The organism is Blautia massiliensis (ex Liu et al. 2021), assembly GCF_052064225.1.
Classification (GTDB): domain Bacteria; phylum Bacillota; class Clostridia; order Lachnospirales; family Lachnospiraceae; genus Blautia_A; species Blautia_A fusiformis.
In genome coordinates this window covers 50,620-73,131 of sequence record NZ_JBQHWA010000015.1, presented here as the reverse complement: position 1 = coordinate 73,131, position 22,512 = coordinate 50,620, and the positions used below count along the sequence as shown (strand labels likewise).

At 45.9% G+C, this 22,512-nt stretch carries 19 protein-coding genes and 1 tRNA gene; 16 read left to right on the top strand and 4 right to left on the bottom strand.

Features of this window, described 5'->3' with window-relative positions; translation table 11 throughout:
- The first annotated feature begins 13 nt into the window (after positions 1 to 13).
- From ACTNDQ_RS08020 to ACTNDQ_RS08000, 5 genes are all read left to right on the top strand, one after another.
- Positions 14 to 1,411, top strand: a complete 1,398-nt coding sequence (locus ACTNDQ_RS08020; protein ID WP_441064354.1) for an alginate O-acetyltransferase AlgX-related protein — start codon at positions 14 to 16, stop codon at positions 1,409 to 1,411.
- A 15-nt stretch (positions 1,412 to 1,426) separates the two neighbouring features.
- The gene (locus ACTNDQ_RS08015; RefSeq protein WP_441064353.1) at positions 1,427 to 2,434 is read left to right on the top strand and encodes an SH3 domain-containing protein; all 1,008 of its coding nucleotides are present in this window, start codon (positions 1,427 to 1,429) and stop codon (positions 2,432 to 2,434) included.
- Between the two features lie 28 nt (positions 2,435 to 2,462).
- Positions 2,463 to 3,422 (top strand): transglutaminase-like domain-containing protein, encoded by a 960-nt coding sequence (locus ACTNDQ_RS08010; RefSeq protein WP_288787544.1) that lies wholly within the window; start codon positions 2,463 to 2,465, stop codon positions 3,420 to 3,422.
- Positions 3,423 to 3,568: 146 nt separating this feature from the next.
- Positions 3,569 to 4,393 carry a S8 family peptidase gene (locus ACTNDQ_RS08005; protein WP_441064352.1) on the top strand — a complete coding sequence of 275 codons (825 nt, stop codon included), beginning with the start codon at positions 3,569 to 3,571 and terminating at the stop codon, positions 4,391 to 4,393.
- 163 nt (positions 4,394 to 4,556) lie between these two features.
- Positions 4,557 to 5,768: an NADP-dependent isocitrate dehydrogenase gene (locus tag ACTNDQ_RS08000; protein WP_278796933.1), complete on the top strand. Its 1,212-nt coding sequence runs from the start codon at positions 4,557 to 4,559 to the stop codon at positions 5,766 to 5,768.
- Between the two features lie 122 nt (positions 5,769 to 5,890).
- Here the strand turns inward: ACTNDQ_RS08000 and ACTNDQ_RS07995 are convergent, their stop codons facing one another.
- The gene (locus ACTNDQ_RS07995) at positions 5,891 to 6,688 is read right to left on the bottom strand and encodes a sirohydrochlorin cobaltochelatase (RefSeq protein ID WP_278796936.1); all 798 of its coding nucleotides are present in this window, start codon (positions 6,686 to 6,688) and stop codon (positions 5,891 to 5,893) included.
- A gap of 201 nt (positions 6,689 to 6,889) precedes the next feature.
- Here ACTNDQ_RS07995 and hemA point away from each other — a divergent pair, with 201 nt between their 5' ends.
- The 7 genes from hemA to ACTNDQ_RS07960 all read left to right on the top strand — a co-directional run bounded on the left by hemA (position 6,890) and on the right by ACTNDQ_RS07960 (position 14,519).
- Positions 6,890 to 8,119 (top strand): glutamyl-tRNA reductase, encoded by a 1,230-nt coding sequence (gene hemA / locus ACTNDQ_RS07990; protein WP_270390372.1) that lies wholly within the window; start codon positions 6,890 to 6,892, stop codon positions 8,117 to 8,119.
- Complete coding sequence (locus ACTNDQ_RS07985; RefSeq protein ID WP_278796938.1) at positions 8,109 to 8,600, top strand: precorrin-2 dehydrogenase/sirohydrochlorin ferrochelatase family protein; 492 nt, start codon at positions 8,109 to 8,111, stop codon at positions 8,598 to 8,600. The genes hemA and ACTNDQ_RS07985 overlap by 11 nt, the downstream gene beginning before the upstream one ends.
- The gene (gene hemC / locus ACTNDQ_RS07980) at positions 8,587 to 9,480 is read left to right on the top strand and encodes a hydroxymethylbilane synthase (RefSeq protein WP_334303513.1); all 894 of its coding nucleotides are present in this window, start codon (positions 8,587 to 8,589) and stop codon (positions 9,478 to 9,480) included. Before ACTNDQ_RS07985 ends, hemC begins: the two co-directional genes overlap by 14 nt.
- Positions 9,477 to 10,982: a uroporphyrinogen-III C-methyltransferase gene (gene cobA, locus ACTNDQ_RS07975; RefSeq protein WP_441064351.1), complete on the top strand. Its 1,506-nt coding sequence runs from the start codon at positions 9,477 to 9,479 to the stop codon at positions 10,980 to 10,982. Before hemC ends, cobA begins: the two co-directional genes overlap by 4 nt.
- Before the next feature lie 2 nt (positions 10,983 to 10,984).
- Positions 10,985 to 11,968, top strand: coding sequence for a porphobilinogen synthase (gene hemB / locus ACTNDQ_RS07970; protein WP_279201419.1), 984 nt, complete (start codon positions 10,985 to 10,987; stop codon positions 11,966 to 11,968).
- A complete protein-coding gene (gene hemL, locus ACTNDQ_RS07965; protein ID WP_278797257.1) occupies positions 11,968 to 13,248 on the top strand; it encodes a glutamate-1-semialdehyde 2,1-aminomutase in 1,281 nt (426 codons plus the stop codon). The genes hemB and hemL overlap by 1 nt, the downstream gene beginning before the upstream one ends.
- A gap of 188 nt (positions 13,249 to 13,436) precedes the next feature.
- Entirely contained in the window at positions 13,437 to 14,519 is a 1,083-nt protein-coding gene (locus ACTNDQ_RS07960) for a lactonase family protein (RefSeq protein ID WP_441064350.1), read from the top strand.
- Positions 14,520 to 14,648: 129 nt separating this feature from the next.
- Here the strand turns inward: ACTNDQ_RS07960 and aroC are convergent, their stop codons facing one another.
- Entirely contained in the window at positions 14,649 to 15,743 is a 1,095-nt protein-coding gene (gene aroC, locus ACTNDQ_RS07955) for a chorismate synthase (RefSeq protein ID WP_022426905.1), read from the bottom strand.
- 226 nt (positions 15,744 to 15,969) lie between these two features.
- On the opposite strand from aroC, the gene ACTNDQ_RS07950 reads away from it, so the two are divergent.
- Genes ACTNDQ_RS07950 through ACTNDQ_RS07935 form a run of 4 tightly spaced genes read left to right on the top strand, consistent with a single transcriptional unit; the run spans position 15,970 to position 20,638 of the window.
- Positions 15,970 to 16,911 (top strand): magnesium transporter CorA family protein, encoded by a 942-nt coding sequence (locus ACTNDQ_RS07950; RefSeq protein WP_022426904.1) that lies wholly within the window; start codon positions 15,970 to 15,972, stop codon positions 16,909 to 16,911.
- A gap of 30 nt (positions 16,912 to 16,941) precedes the next feature.
- On the top strand, positions 16,942 to 17,832 hold the full coding sequence (locus tag ACTNDQ_RS07945) for a hypothetical protein (RefSeq protein ID WP_278797253.1): 891 nt from the start codon (positions 16,942 to 16,944) through the stop codon (positions 17,830 to 17,832).
- 27 nt (positions 17,833 to 17,859) lie between these two features.
- On the top strand, positions 17,860 to 19,296 hold the full coding sequence (gene pyk / locus ACTNDQ_RS07940; RefSeq protein ID WP_021653035.1) for a pyruvate kinase: 1,437 nt from the start codon (positions 17,860 to 17,862) through the stop codon (positions 19,294 to 19,296).
- A gap of 52 nt (positions 19,297 to 19,348) precedes the next feature.
- Complete coding sequence (locus ACTNDQ_RS07935; RefSeq protein WP_059085911.1) at positions 19,349 to 20,638, top strand: diaminopimelate decarboxylase; 1,290 nt, start codon at positions 19,349 to 19,351, stop codon at positions 20,636 to 20,638.
- Between the two features lie 124 nt (positions 20,639 to 20,762).
- Here ACTNDQ_RS07935 and ACTNDQ_RS07930 read toward each other — a convergent pair whose 3' ends face one another.
- Complete coding sequence (locus ACTNDQ_RS07930) at positions 20,763 to 22,139, bottom strand: MATE family efflux transporter (protein ID WP_279198868.1); 1,377 nt, start codon at positions 22,137 to 22,139, stop codon at positions 20,763 to 20,765.
- Between the two features lie 77 nt (positions 22,140 to 22,216).
- A tRNA-Leu gene (locus ACTNDQ_RS07925) sits at positions 22,217 to 22,298 on the bottom strand.
- Positions 22,299 to 22,512: the final 214 nt, after the last annotated feature.

The following is a 22,512-nucleotide window of genomic DNA, read 5'->3' as shown; positions in this document are numbered from 1 at the left end:
GGAGGCAGAAAACATGAAAAAATTGCAGGTACTTTATATTACTGCATTTTTTGCAGCTTGTCTTGTGCCATCTCTGGGGATGGCGGTGACAAAGCAGGAAGCATCATCTGAAAACCGAAGACTGGCTGAGTTTCCTGAACTGAAAAAAGAAAACGAGATCAATAGCCGTTGGCTGCCGGAAGCGGGCGAATATTTTCAGGAGCATTTTGCGTTTCGAAATGAGCTGGTAACGGCAAATGCCCTTCTGAACGGGAAGATTTTCGGAGTATCTACTGCAGATGGTGTGATTCAGGGAACCGATAACTGGCTTTATTATAAGGATTCACTGGAGGATTATCTTGGAGAGGAGCTTCTTTCCGAGAGAAGCCTTTTTAATATTGCACATACACTGTCCATGATGCAGGAAACACTGAATGAAAAAGGCGTGCAGTTTCTTTTTACTGTGGCACCTAATAAAAACTCACTCTATGGAGAGAACATGCCGTACTATGACAGCCTGAAGGTATCATCGGACAAAAATCTTGTTAATCTTCAGAAATATCTCAGGCAGGAGCAGGTTTCTTACGGAGATCTGTATGAGACTCTTTCAGAAGAGAAAGAGGTTCTTTATCACAAAAGAGATTCACACTGGAACAACAAGGGTGCTGCAGTTGCGGCGGAAACATTGCTGTCTTCTCTGAAAAAGGAGCATGTTTCCTATAAGGAGGAACCCTATACTATAAAAACAGATTTCACAGGAGATCTGGATGAGATGCTGTATCCTCTTGCAACGACACCGGAAGAGGAAGTTTATTATGACAGACAGACAACATTTGCCTATGTGGGTGACGTGGGAAGTAATTTTGATCCGAAGATCACAACGGTAAATCCTGTGAAGGAAGGAAGTCTGGTCATGTTCCGTGATTCTTTTGGTAATGCGCTGCTTCCGTTTATGGCAGAGGCTTATTCCAGTGCGTATTTTTCCAGAGGAGTACCTTACCAGATGAGTGAAGTGGATGATAAGAATGCAGACACTGTGATCGTGGAACGGGCAGAGCGTTTTCTCCCGGAAATGGCACAGTCACCGCCGATCATGGAAGGACCGGAGTGTCAGGTGAACGTTACGGAAGAAGATACGGTTCCTGCCGGTGCCGGAGCAGTTCAGTGCGAGATCCAGGGAAATCTGGAAAAGATCACAGGCTGTATTGAAGAAAAATATCTGGATACAGACAGCAGGATTTATATAAGATTGAACCATGATAAGATTTATGAAGCATTTCCGATGGATGTTTCCACAGAAGATGGAAAAACGGACAGCAGCGGTTTTTGCTTATATCTGGACCGTTCACTTCTTGCAGCAGACGGAAATCAGATTGAAATTCTTACAGGTAACGAAGATTCAGCCCGTATAATAGGCGGGCTGACGCTATAAAGGAGGACATAAGAAATGAGAAAAAAAACAGTACAGGTGCTTTTGGGAGCAGTATTGATCACAGCGATGTGTCTGGGGGCACCGACAGCTGCTTTTGCAGGCGAGACAACGACAAAGGAGGAAACCGCAGAGAAAACTGGCGATAAAGATTCCACAGAAGAAAAAGAGACCGCAGAGGATTTTCAGATCGGAGAGCTTACAGTAAAAAATCAGAGCGGACTTGAGGTGAAATCCGCAGAGCTTCAGGATGCAAAAGAGGATGACAGCAAAAAGAAAGACTCCAAGGATGCGGCAGGTCAGGATCTAGTGATCACCATGAAAGATGGTACAGAGCATACCTTCCGGAATGTGACACCGGATGACTGGAAAGAACCTGTTTTTTATAATGAGTATGAGATCCTTTATATTTCCTACACGGATGAAAAAGGAAAATCTCAGGAAGCGCTGGAAGATGCGAAGGAGATTGAACTGGAAGAAGCTGCCACTACCTATGCAAAATCCAATGTAAATATCCGTGAAAAAGCGGATACAAAATCAAAATCCCTGAAAGTAACATCTCTTGGAACCGAGTTCAAGGTAACCGGTGTATGCCCTGGATGGCTGAAGGTTGAAGGAGATGGTGTTAAGGGATATGCGGCACATACATACTTCACTTCCAATAAAGATGAGATCGACAAGCTGGTAGCAGAGCAGAAAGCAGCTGAAGAGAAAAAAGCGGCAGAGGCAAAAGCGGCATCAGACGCACAGGCGGCAGCAGAAGCGCAGGCAGCGGCGGACGCACAGGCAGCGGCGGACGCACAGGCAGCGGCAGAAGCGCAGGCAGCAGCGGACGCACAGGCAGCGGCAGAGGCACAGGCAGCGGCAGAAGCACAGGCAGCGGCAGAGGCACAGGCAGCAGCAGAGGCAGCAGCATCAGAACCTACCGAGGTTAGCCGTCAGGCCTATGATGACTGTGACGGAAGTGGCCATGGCTACTATGAGATCACCTATTCTGACGGAAGTGTGAGATACGAAGAGTATTGATCAGAATGAACGATAAGGAAAGATACGTATGAAAAGATTAAAATTGTTCTTTATGGCGATGGTCATGCTTTTTGCGGTGCAGATCTGCACGGTTTCCGTAACCTGTGAGACGCAGGCAGCAACTACTACGGCAACAGTAAAGAAGAAAACCGGTCTCTGCAGAGAAAAAGGAAAATATTACTACTACACCAAGGGCAGAAAGATCAGAAACCAATGGAAGACCGTAAAGGGAAAACGGTATTATTTCGGGCCTAAATATTATGCGTTAACTTACCATAACAAGATCGGTTCCAGGATCTATGTGTTTGATACTGCAGGACGCCTTTTGAACGGAAAGACGTCACGTATCGTAAATGTAGGAAAATATTCCTATTACGTAAATAAGTATGGAAATCCTTCAAAGGGCTGGCTGTGCCTTCCGGATAGAAATCTTTACTATGCGGATTCCTGGGGACGTTTTTACAAAAACCGTACTCTGGAGGGAATCCGGTTCAACGGAAAGGGGCAGGCTGTAAAAAATGATATGCGCAGCCTGAAGCTGCATTGTATAGGTGTGGTCCAAAATATTACAAGAAGTGGAATGTCCAAAAGCCAGAAGCTGCAGGCGTGCTGGAGTTATGTGATAAATAATACCTATTATTCATCTGCCTATTATCCGGATTTAAATCAGAATGACTGGTGGAGAATGACTGCGTGGAGAACGCTTGCTACAGGAAAGGGAAACTGTTATGGCTATGCCTGTGCATTTGCCGCACTGGCAAGAGAGATCGGATATGATCCCTATGTGGTATGCGGTCGTGTTCCGGGAACCAGAGATGGAGCTGGAGATGGTTTTACAAGACATAGCTGGGTGATCATAAACGGACTTCATTATGACCCAGAAGGACAGGCTAAGGGCTGGCATACCGGTGTTTATGGAAGCTACAACTATGGAATGGACAATCAGATCCAGAAAACAGTTAATTTCCGTACAGGAAGAGGAAACTAAATAAAATATACAGCAAAGATCCCGGGGATTCAGATGTAAGATCCCGGGGTCTTTTTATATAAAACGAGTAACGGGAAAGATGGCCGCAGAATAAGCTAAAGAAAGGTCAGCTGTCCGACGGGAGAGCTTTGGAAAGGTATAAAAGGATGTATACAGGAAAAGGGATAGGCGTGGCGGTTCTGGATACCGGTATTTTTCCTCATATAGATTTTGGCAGCCGTATTTCCGTGTTTCGTGATTTTACAGGAGTCAGACGCAGCCCATATGATGATAACGGACATGGGACTCATGTCAGCGGGATCCTTGCAGGGGACGGAACTGCATCAGGTGGAAAATATAAAGGGGCTGCACCTGGCTGCAGTATCGCTGCTCTGAAGGTTCTGGATCGTTTCGGGAACGGAAGCAGGGAGGATGTGATGCGGGCATTTCGGTGGATCATGGAGTTTGGAAGCATTTATCATATCCGTATCGTTAATATTTCAGTGGGAACAACATCCCGGGATCATAAGGAACAGACAGATCTTCTTGAAGGAGTGGAAAAACTTTGGGATCTGGGATTTGTGGTGGTAGCTGCAGCAGGAAATCAGGGACCGGGGGCCGGCACGGTAACAGCACCGGGAAGCAGCCGGAAGATCATTACCGTAGGCTCCAGTGATATGCTGAATGGCAGAAAGGCAGTTTCCGGAAGAGGCCCTACTTTTGACTGTGTGTGCAAACCGGATCTGGTAGCGCCGGGAAGCCAGGTCATTGCCTGTGCACCGGGACTGCCGTACTCATATGGGCTCAAAAGCGGAACCTCCATGTCGACGCCTCTGGTGTCAGGAGGGATCGCCTGCCTTCTGGAAAAAGATCCCCGGCTTTCTAATGTAGAGGTAAAGATGTTGTTAAGAGAAAATGCAGAAGATATGGGACTTCCCAGAAATCAGCAGGGATGGGGAAAATTTAACTGTGAAAAACTGTTGACAGGCTGAATTATTATACAATTCTTATAAACATAGTGTGGTAAAGCACAAAAGCGTTGACGGAACCGGAAAATATGAGTACAATGTACAGTAAAAGTGCTGAAGAAAGATTCTAAAGGAAAGAGCACCTGGAATCCGAACAGGAGAATAAACCTCAAAAGGAGAAAATAATATGGAAAAAATCAAAATGCAGACACCTTTAGTTGAGATGGACGGAGACGAGATGACACGTATCCTGTGGCAGATCATCAAGGATGAACTTCTCACACCGTATCTGGAACTGAATACAGAATATTATGATCTTGGTCTTGAGCACAGAAATGAGACAGATGATCAGGTTACCATTGATGCAGCAGAAGCAACCAAGAAATACGGAGTAGCCGTAAAATGTGCCACGATCACGCCAAACGCAGCCAGAATGGAAGAGTATGACCTGAAAAAAATGTACAAGAGTCCAAACGGAACGATCCGTGCTATTCTTGATGGAACTGTATTCCGTGCGCCGATCATTGTAAAGGGAATCGAGCCATGTGTAAAGAATTGGGTGAAACCGATCACACTTGCACGTCATGCATATGGAGATATCTATAAGAATACAGAATTTTATATTGACAAGCCGGGAGATGCATATCTTGTATTTGAGGGCGAAGACGGAGAAGAGCGTAAGGAGCTGATCCAGCATTTTGATGGAGCAGGTGTTCTCCGTGGCATGCATAATCTTGATGATTCCGTAAAGAGCTTTGCGAGAAGCTGCTTTAATTATGCACTGGACACAAAGCAGGATGTATGGTTCGGAAGCAAGGATACCATTTCCAAAACATACGATGGAAGATTTAAAGAGATTTTCCAGCAGATCTTTGATGCAGAGTTTAAGGATAAATTTGAGGAAGCCGGCCTGACCTATTTCTACAGTCTGATCGATGATATCGTAGCCCGTGTTATGAAGGCAGATGGCGGTTTTATCTGGGCATGCAAGAACTATGACGGAGATGTTATGAGCGACATGGTATCTTCCGCATTCGGCTCTCTTGCCATGATGACCTCTGTACTGGTATCCCCGAAGGGATATTTTGAGTATGAGGCTGCCCACGGAACAGTTCAGAGACACTATTATCGTCATCTTGAGGGAAAAGAAACATCCACAAACTCCGTTGCAACGATCTTTGCATGGACAGGAGCTCTCCGCAAGAGAGGCGAGCTGGACGGAAATGAAGCACTTGCTGATTTTGCAGGAAAACTGGAAAAAGCAACACTGGATACCATTGAAAGCGGAAAGATGACCAAGGATCTTGCACTGATCACTTCCCTGAAAGAGGTACAGGTATTGAACAGCAAAGAGTTTATCCTTGCTGTAAAGACAAAACTGGATGAACTGATGGCATAAATAACAGAAATTTCAGAACTTCAAGTAATTTCATAAAAAATAAAAAACTGCACCGGAAGATCCTGGGATGGATCACGGTGCAGTTTTTTTATGAGGGATATATATGGATCATCTGATCTCTGTCAGACCGAAGCGTTCATGGCCTGCTGTACATGTTCCACAAGGATCTGCCTGACCTGGGGATATTCGCCAAGTCCCTTCAGTACAGGGGTGACTTCATATCCTTCGGAAGAAAGACGGTTCATCCAGGAGTCCGGATCTGCACCGGCCAGATCGTTCTGTGCATGGTCGCCGGCTACGATCATGAAAGGCGCCAGCACGATCTTTTTCGGATGAAAGCTGTCGGCAGCCCGGAGAAGGGAGTCCAAGGCCGGATAGGCTTCTACAGTTCCAAGAAAAATATTTTTATGTCCGGTATCTTTAAAACGGTAATCCAAAGCAGCATAAACCGTGTTTGCGTAGTGTTCTGTTCCATGTCCCATCAGTACAAGTGCAGTGTCCGGATCCATGTCCCGGAATTCATCTGCAACTACCCGGACGATCGCCTGGTTATCTTCTTCTGTTGTGAGAAGAGGATTTCCGAAAACAATACTGGAAAAACGGTCACGAAAAGAAAGCGCATCGGCTTTCATCTGATCATTTTCGATACCGTTGATCACATGAGTCGGCTGTACGATCACATCGGTGATACCATCCAGAAGCATCTGTTCCAGAGCCTCCTTTACCGTGTGGATCGTAAGACCATCCCGCTTTTTCAGTTTGGCAATGATCATTTTGCTTGTCCATGCACGGTAGGTGGGACAGGCCGGGAATGCATCGGCAATATCGTGCTCGATGGCCTCGATGGTAAGCTTACGGGTGTTTTCATAGCTTGTGCCGAAACTTACTACTAGGATCGCTTTTTTTGAAGCTGAGTTCATACGGGGATTTCCTCCATCCTGATAATTATGGTAATTATGATAAACTCTTTATATTTCTCCGCTGGAATATAAAGATGATCCGCAATTTCTACCATAAGATATTATAAAAGGGAGGGCTGACGTTGTCAATCGTAGTTGACTTTCCTTACGGAAATGTTTATCATAATAAAAGATTGTGGAAACAAAGGAGAAACGTAGGACATGAGTATATTCATGCTTGGAATCGATCATAATATGGCACCTGTAGATGTCAGAGCGCAGTTTGCTTTTACCCGTAAAAATACCGGAGAGGCGCTGCGCAGGCTGAAAGAAGAAGCTGGGATCTGCGGGTGTATTATTCTGTCGACCTGTAACCGGCTGGAACTGTGGGTAAGTACTGCAGATGAGGAGAAGCCGGACCTGTATCAGTGGCTCTGCTCGTTGAAAGGTGTGCAGGGAGAACAATACCAGAAGTATTTTACCAGCAGAGAAAACGAAGAGGCGGTGGAGCACCTTTTTTATCTTACCAGCGGACTGAAATCCCAGATCCTGGGGGAAGATCAGATCCTGACCCAGGTAAAAGATGCGTTGAGTATGTCAAGGGATGAGTTTACCACAGACAGTGTTCTGGAGGTGCTTTTCCGTATGGCGGTAACTGCAGGCAAGAAGATCAAAACGGAAGTGCCGTTTTCCCATGGAAATCCTTCTGTGATCCATCAGGCCATCCGTTTTCTGGAAGAGGGCGGTTATCATGTTCGCAATAAAGTCTGTATGGTGATCGGAAACGGTGAGATGGGGAAGATGGCTGCCCAGACACTGCGTGAAGCAGGAGCGGATGTGACGGTTACGATCCGTCAGTACAGAAGTGGTGTTGTGAGCATTCCTGTTGGATGCAGCAGGATCAATTATGGTGAGAGAATGGATTATCTGCCGGAGTGTGACCTGGTGGTCAGCGCAACAGCAAGCCCCAATTATACACTGACGGAAGAATTGTTTGAGGATGTACGTGTGGAACGACCTATGATCCTTATTGATCTGGCAGTTCCAAGAGATATTGATCCGGAGATCCGAAAAAAAGATAACATCACACTTTATGATATGGACAGCTTCCGAACCGGCGAGACACCGAAGGAACTTGCAGATAACCTGGAAGCAGCAGGAGCCATTGTGAAGGCCCAGATGAACGAATTTTTCCAGTGGCTGGAAGGTCGTGATATCATCCCGCGCATCCAGGAGATCAAAGCGGATGCTGTGGAAGATCTGAACCTGAGGATCGAAAAAATCTTCCGGAAAACTCCTATGGAGGATTCAGACAGAGAAAACCTGAAAAAAGCAGTGGATACTGCAGCCGGAAAGGTTGTGAACAAGCTGATCTTCGGGCTTCGGGATAGTCTGAACCAGGATGCTTTTCTGGAATGTGTGGAAGGACTGGAGAAACTTTATGAAGAATAAACCTTATTTCCCCATGTTTATAGACCTGTCCGATAAAAATATCGTTGTGGCAGGTGGTGGTAATATTGCTACCAGAAGAATAAAAACTCTTCTGAAATTTACAAGAAATATCACGGTAGTGGCTACAAAAGTGACCCAGGAGCTTATGGATCTCGGGAAAGCAGGAACCGTGACTCTGTATATCCGTCCCGTGAAACGTTCTGATTTTGCCAATGCATATATGGTGATCGCAGCCACCAATGACTGGAAGCTGAATGATGAGATCCACCGTGTCTGTAAGGAGGAGGGCATTTATGTTAATGTAGCCTCCGACCGGGAAGGCTGTGATTTTTATTTCCCAGGCGTATATATGCGGGATGAAATGGTAGTTGGAGTTACAGCCAGCGGACTGGATCACAAAAAAGCAAAGCGTGTAAGGGAAGAGATCCAGAATGCGCTGGAAAAAGTACTGGGAGAGCAGGATGAAGATGAAGAGAGATAAGATCGTGATCGGCAGCAGAGAGAGTAAGCTTGCAGTGCTGCAGAGCGAAATGGTCCGTGACTACATAAAAGAAAAAAATCCGGATCTGGAAGTGGAAATCCTCACTATGAAAACTACCGGGGATATCATTTTGGACCGTACACTGGATAAGGTTGGCGGAAAAGGGCTTTTTGTAAAGGAGCTGGATAAAGCACTGATAGATGGAAGAAGTATTCTTTCTGTACACAGCCTGAAAGATATGCCTATGGAGGTTCCGGAGGAGCTGCCGCTGCTGGCTTTTTCCAAAAGAGAAGATCCGAGAGACGTACTGGTTCTTCCTGAGGGAGCTTCTGAACTTGATAAAAGCAAGCCCCTTGGATGCTCAAGCTTAAGGAGAACTTTACAGCTTAAAAAACTGTATCCGGATATGGATGTCAGAAGTATCCGCGGAAATCTTCAGACAAGACTCCAGAAGCTGGATGAAGGACAGTACAGTGCATTGATCCTGGCTGCTGCCGGCCTTAAGAGACTTGGACTGGAATCCAGGATCAACCGGTATTTTACAGCAGATGAGATCATTCCGGCTGCTGGTCAGGGAATCCTTGCTGTACAGGGAAGAAAAGGGGAAGCTTATGATTTCCTGGAGGGCTACTGTGATAAGGATGCCTGGACCGCGGGAAGTGCGGAGCGTGCTTTTGTAAAGCTCCTGGATGGAGGTTGCTCTTCTCCGGTGGCTGCCCATGCGGAAATTCTCGGGGATGAGATCTATCTCAGAGGGCTTTATTATAATGAAAAAGACGGTTCCTATGTAACAGGAACACTGCGTGGCAATAAGGCAGATGCGGAAAGCTTAGGCAGGGAACTGGCAGAAACTCTTCGGAAAAAAGGAGAAAACAGATGAAAACAGGAAAAGTATGGCTGGTAGGAGCGGGTCCTGGCGATATCGGCCTTTTTACATTAAAAGGCCTCAAAGTGCTGGAACAGGCAGATGTGGTCGTCTATGACAGTCTGGTAGGTCAGGGAGTTCTGTCAAGAATCCCGGAAAATGCCAGGCTGATCAATGTAGGCAAACGTGCCAGTCACCATATCATGCGTCAGGAAAATATCAATCAGGTACTTCTTGAGGAGGCACAGCGGGGTCTTCGTGTGGTGCGCCTGAAAGGCGGAGATCCATTCCTCTTTGGAAGAGGAGGAGAGGAGCTGGAGCTTCTTCGGGAGAATGGGATCCCTTATGAGGTTGTTCCGGGTGTTACTTCCTCCATTGCAGTACCGGCATATAACGGGGTTCCGGTAACACACAGGGATTTCTGTTCTTCAGTCCACATCATTACAGGACACAAGAAAGCCGGAGAAGAATACGATATAGATTTCCATGCACTTGTTGATACAAAGGGAACGCTTGTATTCCTGATGGGGGTGTCCGCACTTCCGGATATCTGCGAGGGTCTTATAGGCGCAGGAATGGAAAAGGATATGCCTGCGGCGATCCTGCAGAAGGGAACTACAGCAGGTCAGAAACGGATCGTAGCAACAGTTTCTACCCTAGAAGAAGAGGTGAAACGCCAGGGGATCGAGACACCGGCGATCATTGTGGTGGGTAAGGTGTGTACACTGGCAGAGAAGTTTGCCTGGTATGAAGAACTGCCGCTTTCAGGCTGGAAGGTCCTTGTCACAAGACCGAAAGAGCTTGTTTCCAGAACTGCGGACAAGCTTCGTGAAAAAGGTGCGGAGGTTCTGGAGCTTCCGGCGATCCGTACTGTCCCCATGGAAGACCAGAGCCGTCTCTATAAAGCGCTGGATCACCTGGAGGAATATCAGTGGCTTGTATTTACCAGCCCTACAGGTGTAAGGGTATTTTTTGAAGAACTGATCCGCCATGGAAAAGATATCCGTGCCATGGGAAATGCCCGTCTGGCCGTGATCGGGGAGGGAACAAAAAAGGCCCTGCAGGAAAGAGGATTGCTGGCAGATTTTGTGCCGTCGGTATATGACGGGGATACTCTTGGAAAGGAACTTTCAGAGCTTCTTTCCGGTGGAGAAAAGATACTTATCCCGCGGGCAGAAAAGGGCAATGAAAAGCTCACCGTATTTTTTGCACAGGCAGGTGCTGTGATCGAGGATGTTCCGACCTATCAGACTCTTTACGAAAAGAGCCAGCTCATCGATGAGAAGAAGGAATTTGAAACAGGACAGATCAGCTGTGCGGTGTTTACAAGTGCCTCCACTGTGAAGGGATTTGTAGAAGGAACAAAAGGACTGGATTATTCAAAGGTTAAGGCGGCCTGCATCGGCAGACAGACGAAAGCGGCTGCTGAGAGCTTTGGAATGAAAGCATATATGTCAGAAAAAGCCACCATTGACAGTCTTGTCAAACTGGTGGAGGATATGAAAAGGAGCGAATGATCATGGAACTGACAAAAAGACCAAGAAGATTAAGAGGTAGCGAAAATCTTCGTAAGATGGTACGTGAGACAAGAATGGATAAATCTTCTCTTATGTATCCTATGTTCGTAATGGAAGGAGAAAATAAGGAAGAGGAAATTCCGTCCATGACCGGGCAGTACCGTTACAGCCTGGACCGTCTTCCGTATAAACTGGAGCAGCTTTCCAAAGCCGGTGTAGGAAGTGTGATGTTTTTTGGTATTCCTGACCATAAGGATGAAGTGGGCAGCGGTGCCTATGATCCGGAGGGGATCGTTCAGAGAGCTCTTCGCATTGCAAAAGAGAAATTTCCGGAGCTTTATTATGTAACAGATGTATGCATGTGTGAGTACACTTCCCATGGCCATTGCGGCGTTCTCTGCGGTCATGATGTGGACAATGACAAGACGCTGGAGCTTCTCGCAAAAACAGCACTTTCCCACGTGGAGGCAGGTGCAGATATGGTTGCTCCGTCTGATATGATGGATGGTCGTGTTGCAGCGATCCGTCAGTGTCTGGACAAGGCAGGACATTATACAACACCGATCATGTCCTATGCAGTAAAATATGCTTCTGCATTTTATGGCCCGTTCCGTGAGGCAGCAGATTCTGCTCCGTCCTTTGGCGACAGAAAAAGCTACCAGATGGATCCGCACAACAGCAGAGAAGGGCTGAAAGAGGCACTTGCAGATGTGGAAGAGGGTGCAGATATCATCATGGTAAAACCGGCTCTTGCATACCAGGATATGGTCTGGCAGGTAAAGGAGATCACAAACGTTCCGGTTGCCGCATACAGTGTCAGTGGTGAGTATGCAATGGTAAAAGCAGCAGCTGCAAACGGCTGGATCGACGAAGAAAGGATCGTGGGTGAGATGGCTACAGGAGCATTCCGTTCCGGTGCGCAGATCTATCTTACCTATTATGCGGAGCTTCTGGCAAGACTTATGGATGAAGGGAGAATCGGCTGATGACAAGATCAGAACAGTTATTTGAGCGTGCGGTAAAAAGAATCCCGGGAGGCGTAAACAGCCCGGTAAGATCTTACGGAGCCATCGGTGAGGCACCTCGTTTTATTGAAAAAGCAGATAAATGCTACATCTATGATGTAGATGGAAACCGTTATGTGGATTACATTGATTCCTGGGGCCCGATGATCCTGGGACATAATTTCCCGGAGATCCGCGAGAGTGTGATCAAGGCCTGCGAAAATGGCCTGAGCTTTGGCTGTGCTACAGGAATCGAAGTAGAGATCGCAGAATTTATCTGTGAACATATTCCACATGTAGATATGATCCGTATGGTAAACTCAGGAACAGAAGCTGTTATGAGTGCCATCCGTGCAGCAAGAGGTTTTACCGGAAAAGACAAGATCATCAAATTTGCAGGTTGCTATCACGGACACAGTGACTGCCTTCTGGTAAGTGCCGGCTCCGGTGTCATGGCAAGTGGTATTCCGGACAGCGCCGGTGTTCCGAAGGGCTGTACACAGGATACCATGACGGCTACCTACAATGATGCCGCCAGTGTGGAAGCACTTCTCAAACAGGAAGAGGGAAATGTGGCAGCCGTGATCGTGGAGGCAGTAGGAGCAAACATGGGTGTGGTTCCTCCGAAACCAGGTTTCTTAAAGCGGCTTCGTGAGCTTTGCGATGAGCACAATTGTCTGCTGATCTTTGATGAAGTGATCACAGGCTTCCGACTTGCCTTTGGCGGAGCAGCAGAGTATTTTGGTATCCGTCCGGATCTTGTCACCTACGGGAAAATAATCGGCGCAGGAATGCCGGTAGGCGCTTATGGCGGACGTAAGGAGATCATGGATCTGATCTCACCGTGTGGTCCTGTATACCAGGCAGGTACCTTAAGCGGAAACCCGGTTGCCATGGCTGCAGGTTTCACACAGCTGAAATATCTCTATGAGCATCAGGAGATCTACAAAGATCTGGCTGTCAAAGGTGAGAAGCTTTACGGCGGCTTGAAGAAGATCGTGGAGGAAAAAGGTCTTCCATATCAGGTAAACTATGATTCTTCTCTGGCAAGTATTTTCTTTACAGACCAGGAGGTAAAAGACTATGTTTCTGCAAAAACATCCAACCTGGATCTTTTTGCAAAATATTTCAAGGGAATGCTGAAACGAGGCATTCATCTTGCACCTTCCCAGTTTGAGGCGATGTTCCTTTCCACAGCGCATACAGATGAAGTAATTGATGAAACTCTGGAAGCAATGAGAGGTGCTTTGGGAGATCTGTAAAGAGGCGTAATGGATGCGCAGGAGCCGATCCATTTGCGTTGATCATGTGTGAATGCCATAGTGAACGGCAGCTTTGCATAAAAAATTGCACAAAAGATAACAGGATGGTAACTTGTTCTTGCAGAAGCTTTGTGATAAAATAAACACAAAAATACGTAACCAATGTAAAAAGCAGGAGGCCAGAACTTATGGGAAAAAAGAAGTACGTGGCTTACGTGGGAACATATACCCATGGAACCAGTAAGGGAATTCAGGTATACGATGTAGATGTAGAAAAAGGAACACTCACAGAACGAAGCGAAGTGGAAGTTAGCAATGCTTCTCATCTGGCAGTATCAAAAAACGGTAAATATCTGTATTCCATTGAGGATGAGGGTGTAGCTGTATTTGAAAGAGACAAGAACGGTGATCTTACCCGCCTCAACAATGTGGATATCAACGGAATGCGAGGCTGCTATCTTGCAACAGATGTGGACGGAAGATATCTTTATGTGGCAGGGTACCATGATGGTAAGGTAACGGTTGTACATACACATAAAGACGGCCGTTTGGGAAGTGTTATGGACGGCGCTTTCCACAAGGGACTTGGAAGCGTGGCAGAGCGTAACTTCCGTCCGCATGTTAATTGTGTACGTCCGACACCGGATAATAAGTATCTCTGTGCGGTAGATAATGGTATCGATCAGGTTAAGATCTATCGTATCAATAAGAAGAAAGACAAACTGGAGCTGGTTGACATTCTTCGCTGCCCGAGAGAGAGCGGCCCTCGTATCATCCGCTTCAGTGATGACGGAAGATTTGCATATCTTCTTTTTGAGCTCAGCAATGAGGTGAAGGTATACAGCTATGACGGAAGCGGTAAGAACCCGGAGTTCCAGCTGCTTCAGAGCATTACCACTCTTGGAAAAGAGGATTCCAATGATGCGCTCCATAACGCAGCTTCCGGTATGTCTCTTTCTGCGGACGGTAAATATCTTTTCTGTACAACAGCAGGGGAAAATACTGTGACTATGTATGCAGTAGACCAGGAAACAGGCCTTCTGACCAAGAAATTTACACTTCCGATCAGTGGTGATTACCCGAAGGATCTTATGATTTTCCCGGATAACAAGCATATTGCTGTTGCCAATCATGCCAGCAACAGTATTACCGTTTTCACTGTGGATTATGAAAAGAATATCATCATGATGAACGAAAAACCAAGAAAGATCGAGACACCGAACTGTATCCATATCTGGCCGGTACCGGATACATGGGAGCAGTTGGATTAAGAGCAGGATTGCTCAAAGTAAGTTTTATACAGGCAAACAAAAACAGACTCAGGGACGAGTAGGAACTTTCCCTGAGTCTGTTTTTGTTGCGCATTTATAATTTTTTATCTGACAGGTCAAAATGTGAAATTACCGCTGATAAAATTCGTGGATACGATCCATCCGTGCACTCATATTGTTAAAAAGTGCATCTGTAATGGTAAGTGCTGCCATAGCTTCCACAACGACTACTGCACGCGGTACGATCACCGGATCATGCCGGCCCTTGATCTCAAGCTCCAGGTTTTCTCCGGTGTTGGTCACAGTAGACTGAGACTGACTGATGGAAGGAGTAGGTTTGATATGTGCACGGAGTATGATATCACTGCCGTCACTCATACCACCCATAATACCACCTGCGTGGTTGGAGGTTTTGGAAATAATGCCGTCTTTCTGTACAAAACCGTCGTTGTCTTCGGAACCGGTAAGACGTGTCACATTGATGCCGTCACCGATCTCAACAGCTTTTACAGCACCGATGGACATGATCGCATGAGCAAGAGTAGCATCCAGTTTGTCAAAAACCGTATCGCCCAGACCGGCAGGAACGTTTTTGATGCGGCATTCGATCACACCGCCTGCACTGTCCTGACTGTTCAGACATTGTTCGAGATAGGCAGATGCCTTTGCGGCTGCGTCGGCATCTGGCATGCAGAGTGCATTATTTCGGATCTCTTCTTCTGAGAAGGACCGGATTTCCACAGGACCGATGGATCTTGCGTAGGTAGTAAATGTAATGCCAAGTTCGTTTAACAGCTTGATGGCAATGGCACCGGCTGCCACACGTCCGGCGGTTTCTCTTCCGGAGGAGCGTCCACCTCCACGGTAATCACGGAATCCGTATTTCTGGTCAAAGGTAAAGTCTGCGTGACCGGGACGATAGGAGTATGCGATATTTCCGTAATCTCTGGAACGCTGATCTGTATTGCGGATCAGAAGAGAAATTGGAGTACCGGTAGTCTTTCCTTCAAAAACTCCGGAAAGGATCTCCACCAGATCTCCTTCCTTACGGGCAGTTGTATAACGGCTCTGACCGGGCTTTCTCCGGTCAAGAAAAACCTGGATATCTTCTTCGCAGAGAGAAAGACCTGCGGGACAGCCGTCGAGAACGGCACCGATAGCCTTGCCGTGAGATTCTCCCCAGGTGGTAACCACGAATTTTTTTCCGAATGATGACTGACTCATTTGTATAACTTCCTTTCGTTGGAATTCTGGAATCATTATATAGGAAGCCGGAAAAAATGTAAAGAACGTGGAAGGCAGAATGAATTTTTATGTAAAGATCATGTGAAATTATTTAAAAGCTCTTTTAAAAAGAAAAGGTATGAATTGACAAAGCTATTTTGACTATTTATAATAAAAAAGAATTTTGCCCTGGCAAAAGAAAAGTAAGAGAAGGGAAGTGGGAATCGTGGTAAGGATTTACAAGACAATAGACGGAGCCATCCACCAGATACAGGAACCGGAGGAAGGCTGCTGGATTGCGCTGACGAATCCGACGGCAACAGAGATTTTTGAATTTTCCGAGAAGTTTGATATAGAGGTTGACGATTTACGATCCCCTTTGGATGAGGAAGAACGGTCACGTATCGAAGTTGAGGATAATTATACACTGATCCTGGTTGATGTTCCTATGATCGAGGAACGTAATGACAAGGACTGGTATGGGACAATACCGCTTGGCATCATTGTGACGGGGTCTATGATCTTTACCATCTGTCTGGAGGACACACCGGTTCTTACCAGATTTATGGAGGGAAGAGTCAGGAGCTTTTTTACCTATATGAAGACCCGTTTTATCTTTCAGATCCTTTACAGAAATGCGAGCATGTACCTGCGTTATCTGCGTATCATTGACAAAAAAAGTGAGCAGGTGGAAGAAAAACTGCATCTTTCCACAAGAAATGAGGAGCTGATCGAGCTTCTGGAGCTGCAGAAATCCCTGACTTATTTTATCACATCACTCCGGTCCAATGAGGTTGTGCTGGAGAAGCTTCTGAAGATAGACAGCATCAAGAAATATCCGGAGGACACTGATCTTCTGGAGGATGTCATTACTGAGAATAAGCAGGCGATCGAAATGGCCAATGTGTACAGCGGTATCCTGAACGGAACTATGGATGCTTTTGCATCGATCATCTCCAATAATATGAATATCGTTATGAAGGTACTGGCGATCATTACTATTGTCATGAGTATTCCGACTATTGTGTTCAGTGCTTACGGAATGAATGTGGCTGGTTCCGGTATGCCCTTATCAAGGAGTCCATTGGGATTTCTGATCATTATCCTGATTTCTGTGGCGATCAGTGTTGTGGCAGCGATCATTCTTTCCAAGAAGCGATTTTTCTGATTTTCAAAAGTTTTCTGAAAGGAGATTTTAATGAAATTTATCGACAAACTGGAACGTAAATTCGGAAGATTCGGGGTTCCGAATCTGACGGTTTACATCATCGGATGTTATGTGTTGGGGTATTTTCTGGCTATGTTTGCTCCGGGAGTTTTGAACATGCTGAGTCTTGATATGTCCATGGTCATGAAGGGACAGATCTGGAGACTGGTGACATGGGTGATCTATCCGCCGTCCAGTGTGGGAGGAACCGGCAATCTTGTGATGTTCCTTCTCGCAATCTTTTTTTTCTATTATCCGATCGGTACTTCACTGGAACGTACCTGGGGAACTTTCCGGTACACATTGTATATTTTTTCAGGTGTTTTGTTTACTGTGATCGCAGCAGTGCTTTTACATGTGTTTACAGGTGGTTATGTGGTGATGAACGGGATCGCCTATTCTCTTGGCGGAAATATTTTTACCACATATTATATCAGTCTTTCTATTTTCCTTGCCTATGCAGTCACATATCCGGATCTTCAGCTGCTTCTTATGTTTGTGATCCCGATCAGGATGAAGTGGATGGCCTTTGTATACGGACTGTTCATTGCGTGGGATATCGTATCTTATCTTCGAGTCGGGCTTTGGGTAGGTGTAGTACCGATCGTAGCATCACTTTTAAACTTTGTGATCTTTTATTTCAGTACCCGTGATATGAACCGATACAATCCGAAGGAGATCCACAGGAGGCAGCAGTTTAAGAAGGCTGTAGCTCCTTCCAGAACAGGGTCCGGTCCGGATGGGATCGTCAAGCATAAATGTGCGATTTGCGGACGTACCGAAAAGGATGACCCAAACCTGGAGTTTCGTTTCTGCTCAAAGTGCAACGGAAATTATGAATATTGTCAGGATCATTTATTTACACATAAACACGTACAGTAAAACGCACAAACGAAGGAGAACATTATTATGAAAAAAACTAAGATTATCTGTACACTTGGACCTGCCAGCAATAACAGGGAAACTCTGAAGGCTCTTATGGAGAATGGAATGGATATTGCCAGATTCAACTTTTCTCACGGAGACCACGAGGAGCAGAAGGGCCGTGTGGATATGATCAAGGAGCTTCGTGAGGAGCTTGATATGCCTATTGCCATGCTTCTTGACACAAAGGGACCGGAGATCCGTACCAGACTTTTAAAGGACGGACAGAAGGTTAAGCTGGAAGCGGGAAAACAGTTTGTACTTGGAATTGGCGATTTTGAAGGCGACAGCACAAAGGTTGCTATCACATATGAGACACTTTACAAGGATGTAAAACCGGGAAACAGGATCCTCATTGATGATGGTCTGATCGAGTTGGAGGTTAAGGCGATCAAGGGAACCGATATTGTCTGTGATATCTTAAACGGTGGTGAGCTGGGAGAGAAGAAGGGTGTAAATGTTCCCTATGTAAAAGTAAATCTTCCGGGAATCACAGAGCAGGATAAGAAGGATATTATCTTTGGTATCGAGCAGAAATTTGATTTCATCGCGGCATCTTTTGTCCGCTCCGCAGAGGTGATCCGTGAGATCCGTAAGCTTCTGAATGATAATGGTGGAAAGGATATCGGTATTATCGCGAAGATCGAGAATGCAGAGGGTGTTGAGAATATTGATTCCATCATTGAAGCATCTGACGGTATCATGGTTGCCAGAGGAGATCTCGGTGTGGAAATTCCTGCAAGCCAGGTACCTCACATCCAGAAGGAGATCATCCGTAAGTGTAACGAACATTATACACCGGTTATCACAGCAACACAGATGCTTGATTCCATGATCCGTAATCCGCGTCCTACACGTGCAGAGGTAGCTGATGTTGCCAATGCGATCTACGACGGAACCGATGCGATCATGCTTTCCGGAGAGACAGCAGCTGGTAAATATCCGGTTGATGCTCTTAAGATGATGGCAGATATCGCAGAGATGACAGAGCCGCATCTGGATTATAAAGTGTTTATTGAACATCGTTCCATGGATGGAAGAGAGAAGATCTCCAGTGCAGTGGCACTTGCAACGGTGCGTACTGCAAAGAACCTGAAGGCGAACGCTATCGTAACACCGACAATGAGTGGAAATACAGCCAGACTGATCTCCAATTTCCGCCCGAAGGTTCCAATCTATGCGATTACACCAAACTCAACCATCCAGCATAAACTTCAGCTGATCTGGGGTGTAACACCTCTGAAAGGATATCAGAGAGATACCACGGACCATATCATGTCTCAGGCCATGAATGTTGTCCGCAGCCGTCATCTGATACATAAAGGAGACCTTGTTGTATTTACAGCAGGAGACCCTGCGACCAACATGACAAACGGTCGTGGTGCAGTGACAAATATGATGCACGTGATCGAGGCAGAATAAGACTGAGTTTTCTTCGGGAACAGCAGTCGGAAAAACAGGAGATGCAGTTATTATGAAAAAAGAACCATTTGTGACACTTGAGAAACTCAACGAAATTACTGAAAAGTTTCCGACACCCTTCCATCTCTATGATGAGAAGGGAATCCGTGAGAATGCAAAAGCCCTGAAAGAGGCCTTTGCATGGAACAAAGGATTCAAGGAATTTTTTGCGGTAAAGGCAACACCGAATCCATATCTGATCAATATTCTGCAGGAGTATGGCTGTGGCTGCGACTGCTCCTCAGAAACAGAGCTTATGATGGCCAAGGCAGTAGGCTGCAAAAAGGGCGATATCATGTTTTCCTCCAATGACACACCGGAGAAAGAGTTCAGATATGCAGATGAGATCGGTGGGATCATCAACCTTGATGACATCACACATATTGAGAGCGTAGAGAAAGCTCTCGGAAAAATCCCGGAAGTGATCAGCTGCCGTTACAATCCAGGTGGAGTATTTAAGATCAGTAACGGTATCATGGATAATCCCGGAGATGCAAAATACGGAATGACTACCGAGCAGATCTTTGACGCATTCCGTATCCTGAAATCCAAAGGTGCCAAAGAGTTCGGAATCCATGCATTCCTTGCAAGCAACACAGTGACCAATGATTATTATCCAATGCTTGCAAAGGTTATGTTTGAGCTTGCCGTGAAGCTTCAGAAGGAGACAGGTGCACACATTAAATTCATCAACCTTTCCGGTGGTATCGGAATTCCTTATAAACCGGATCAGGAGCCAAATGATATCCGTGTGATCGGTGAGGGTGTCCGCAAGGTTTATGAAGAAGTCCTTGTTCCGGAAGGAATGGGGGATGTTGCAATCTATACAGAGCTTGGCCGTTTCATGATGGGACCGTATGGCTGCCTTGTCACAAAAGCAATTCATGAGAAGCATACACATAAAGAGTATATCGGCGTAGATGCCTGTGCAGTAAATCTGATGCGTCCGGCTATGTATGGTGCTTATCATCACATTACGGTTATGGGTAAGGAGAACGAGCCGTGCGATCATAAATATGATGTGACAGGTTCCCTCTGTGAGAATAATGATAAATTTGCCATTGACCGTATGCTTCCGAAAATCGACAAGGGAGATCTTCTTGTGATCCATGATACAGGTGCTCATGGTTTTGCAATGGGTTATAACTACAATGGTAAACTGAAATCTGCAGAGATCCTTCTTCATGAGGACGGCAGCTTTGAGATGATCCGTCGTGCCGAGACACCGAGAGATTATTTTGCAACCTTTGACTGCTTCCCTGTTTTTGAGAAACTTCTTCAGGATGAAGACGAACTGAAATAAAATAGCGAAAATATATAAAAACAGCCTTCTATGCATCTTGTAATGATGCCGGAAGGCTGTTTTATGTTTAAGTATCTGGTAGGCATAAGATCGCGAGCAGGGCGGAAGGTGGTCAAATGCAGGGTTACAGCTTCCGGCTGCCGGAGATTTCTGCCAGGGCTTTTCTAAACTCAAAGAAAAACAGGATGGCAGTAAATGTAACGGCCAGGATATCCGCAACCGGCTCGGCCATATAAACTGCATTTGTCCGGTCAGCACGGAAAATATTGGGCAGGATATAGATCAGCGGGATGACCAGAATAAATTTCCGGACAATAGCCACAATGATGGAATCTTTGGCTCTGCCAAGGGAGATAAAGGTCATCTGGCAGGCAATCTGGATACCAAAGATAAACACAACTGCCATATAGATCCGGAGCGCTGTTTTTGTGAAAGCAAGTAATGTACTGTCCGAAGTAAACATTCCGGCAAAGATCTGCGGGAAGATCATAATGATCAGCCACAGGATCACGGAATAAGAAACACTTGTTTTTATAAGAAGCTTAAATGTAGAACGTACACGTTTTTCGTTACGTGCACCATAGTTGTAGCTGATGATAGGCTGTGCACCCTGACCAAGTCCCTGAAGAGGAAGCATGGCAAACTGCATGACGCTGGTAAGGATAGTCATGGCTCCTACGGCAACATCCCCGCCGTATTTTAAGAGTGAGGAATTGTAGCAGACAGAGATAACGCTTTCACTGAGCTGCATGACAAAGAGAGAAGAGCCAAGAGCCATACTGGGCAGAATGATATCGGCTTTTAGTTTCATGGTGCTTTTCCGAAGCTTCAGGAAGGTCTTTTTTCCAAAGAGGAAGGAGAGGACCCAGATGCAGGAAAATGCCTGGGAGATCACTGTTGCCAGAGCAGCGCCCCGGACCCCCATGTGGAATCCGAAAATAAAAACCGGATCCAGAATAATGTTGGAGATCGCACCGATCAGTACGGAGAGCATTCCGGTTTTGGCGAATCCCTGGGCTGTGATGAAATTATTCATGCCAAGAGTCAGCTGTACAAAGATAGTTCCTACTGCATAGATATTCATGTAACCCACCGCATAGTCGATGGTGTTTGCACTGGCGCCGAATGCAAGGAGAAGGCTGCGGTTTCCGAGAAACAGGATAACAGTCAGGATCAGGGAGATGATGACCTGCATGGCGAAGCAGTTTCCGAGAGTCTGTTCGGCTTTCGACGTGTCATTTTTACCCATAAAGATGCTGGCTCTGGGAGCGCCTCCGTTTCCGACAAGAGCAGCAAAGGCAGATACGACCATAATAAGCGGCATACAGACACCTACACCGGTAAGAGCAAGAGCACCCTCTCCGGGAATATGACCAATATAGATACGATCGACGATATTGTAGAGCATATTGATGAGCTGTGCGGCAACGGTAGGAAGTGCAAGCTGCAGAAGAAGCTTTCCGACAGACTCGGTTCCTAAAAAGCTTTTGTCTTTTTCCATTTTTTTATTCCTTTCGTGTTTTTTGATAGTATATAATAAAGACCTGACAGATTTCTCCGTCAGGTCTTTTATGCGAATGCCGCTGGCCGGACTCGAACCGGCACGGATCGCTCCGCTTGATTTTGAGTCAAGTGCGTCTGCCAATTCCGCCACAGCGGCATAACCATTTATTATAATAGCACAGTATCAGGTGGCTTGCAAGGATTTTTTCAGAATAAAGGTATTATTTGGAAATATTTTTAATTCTAAAATGTTTATGAAATCGGATGAGGCATCCTTGAAATTGACTGAAAAAAGTGGTAGAGTGTACTACAAGGCTGTACCACCTGATATAGCACTGTGGATATAGCAATATACTATAAGATAACGGAGG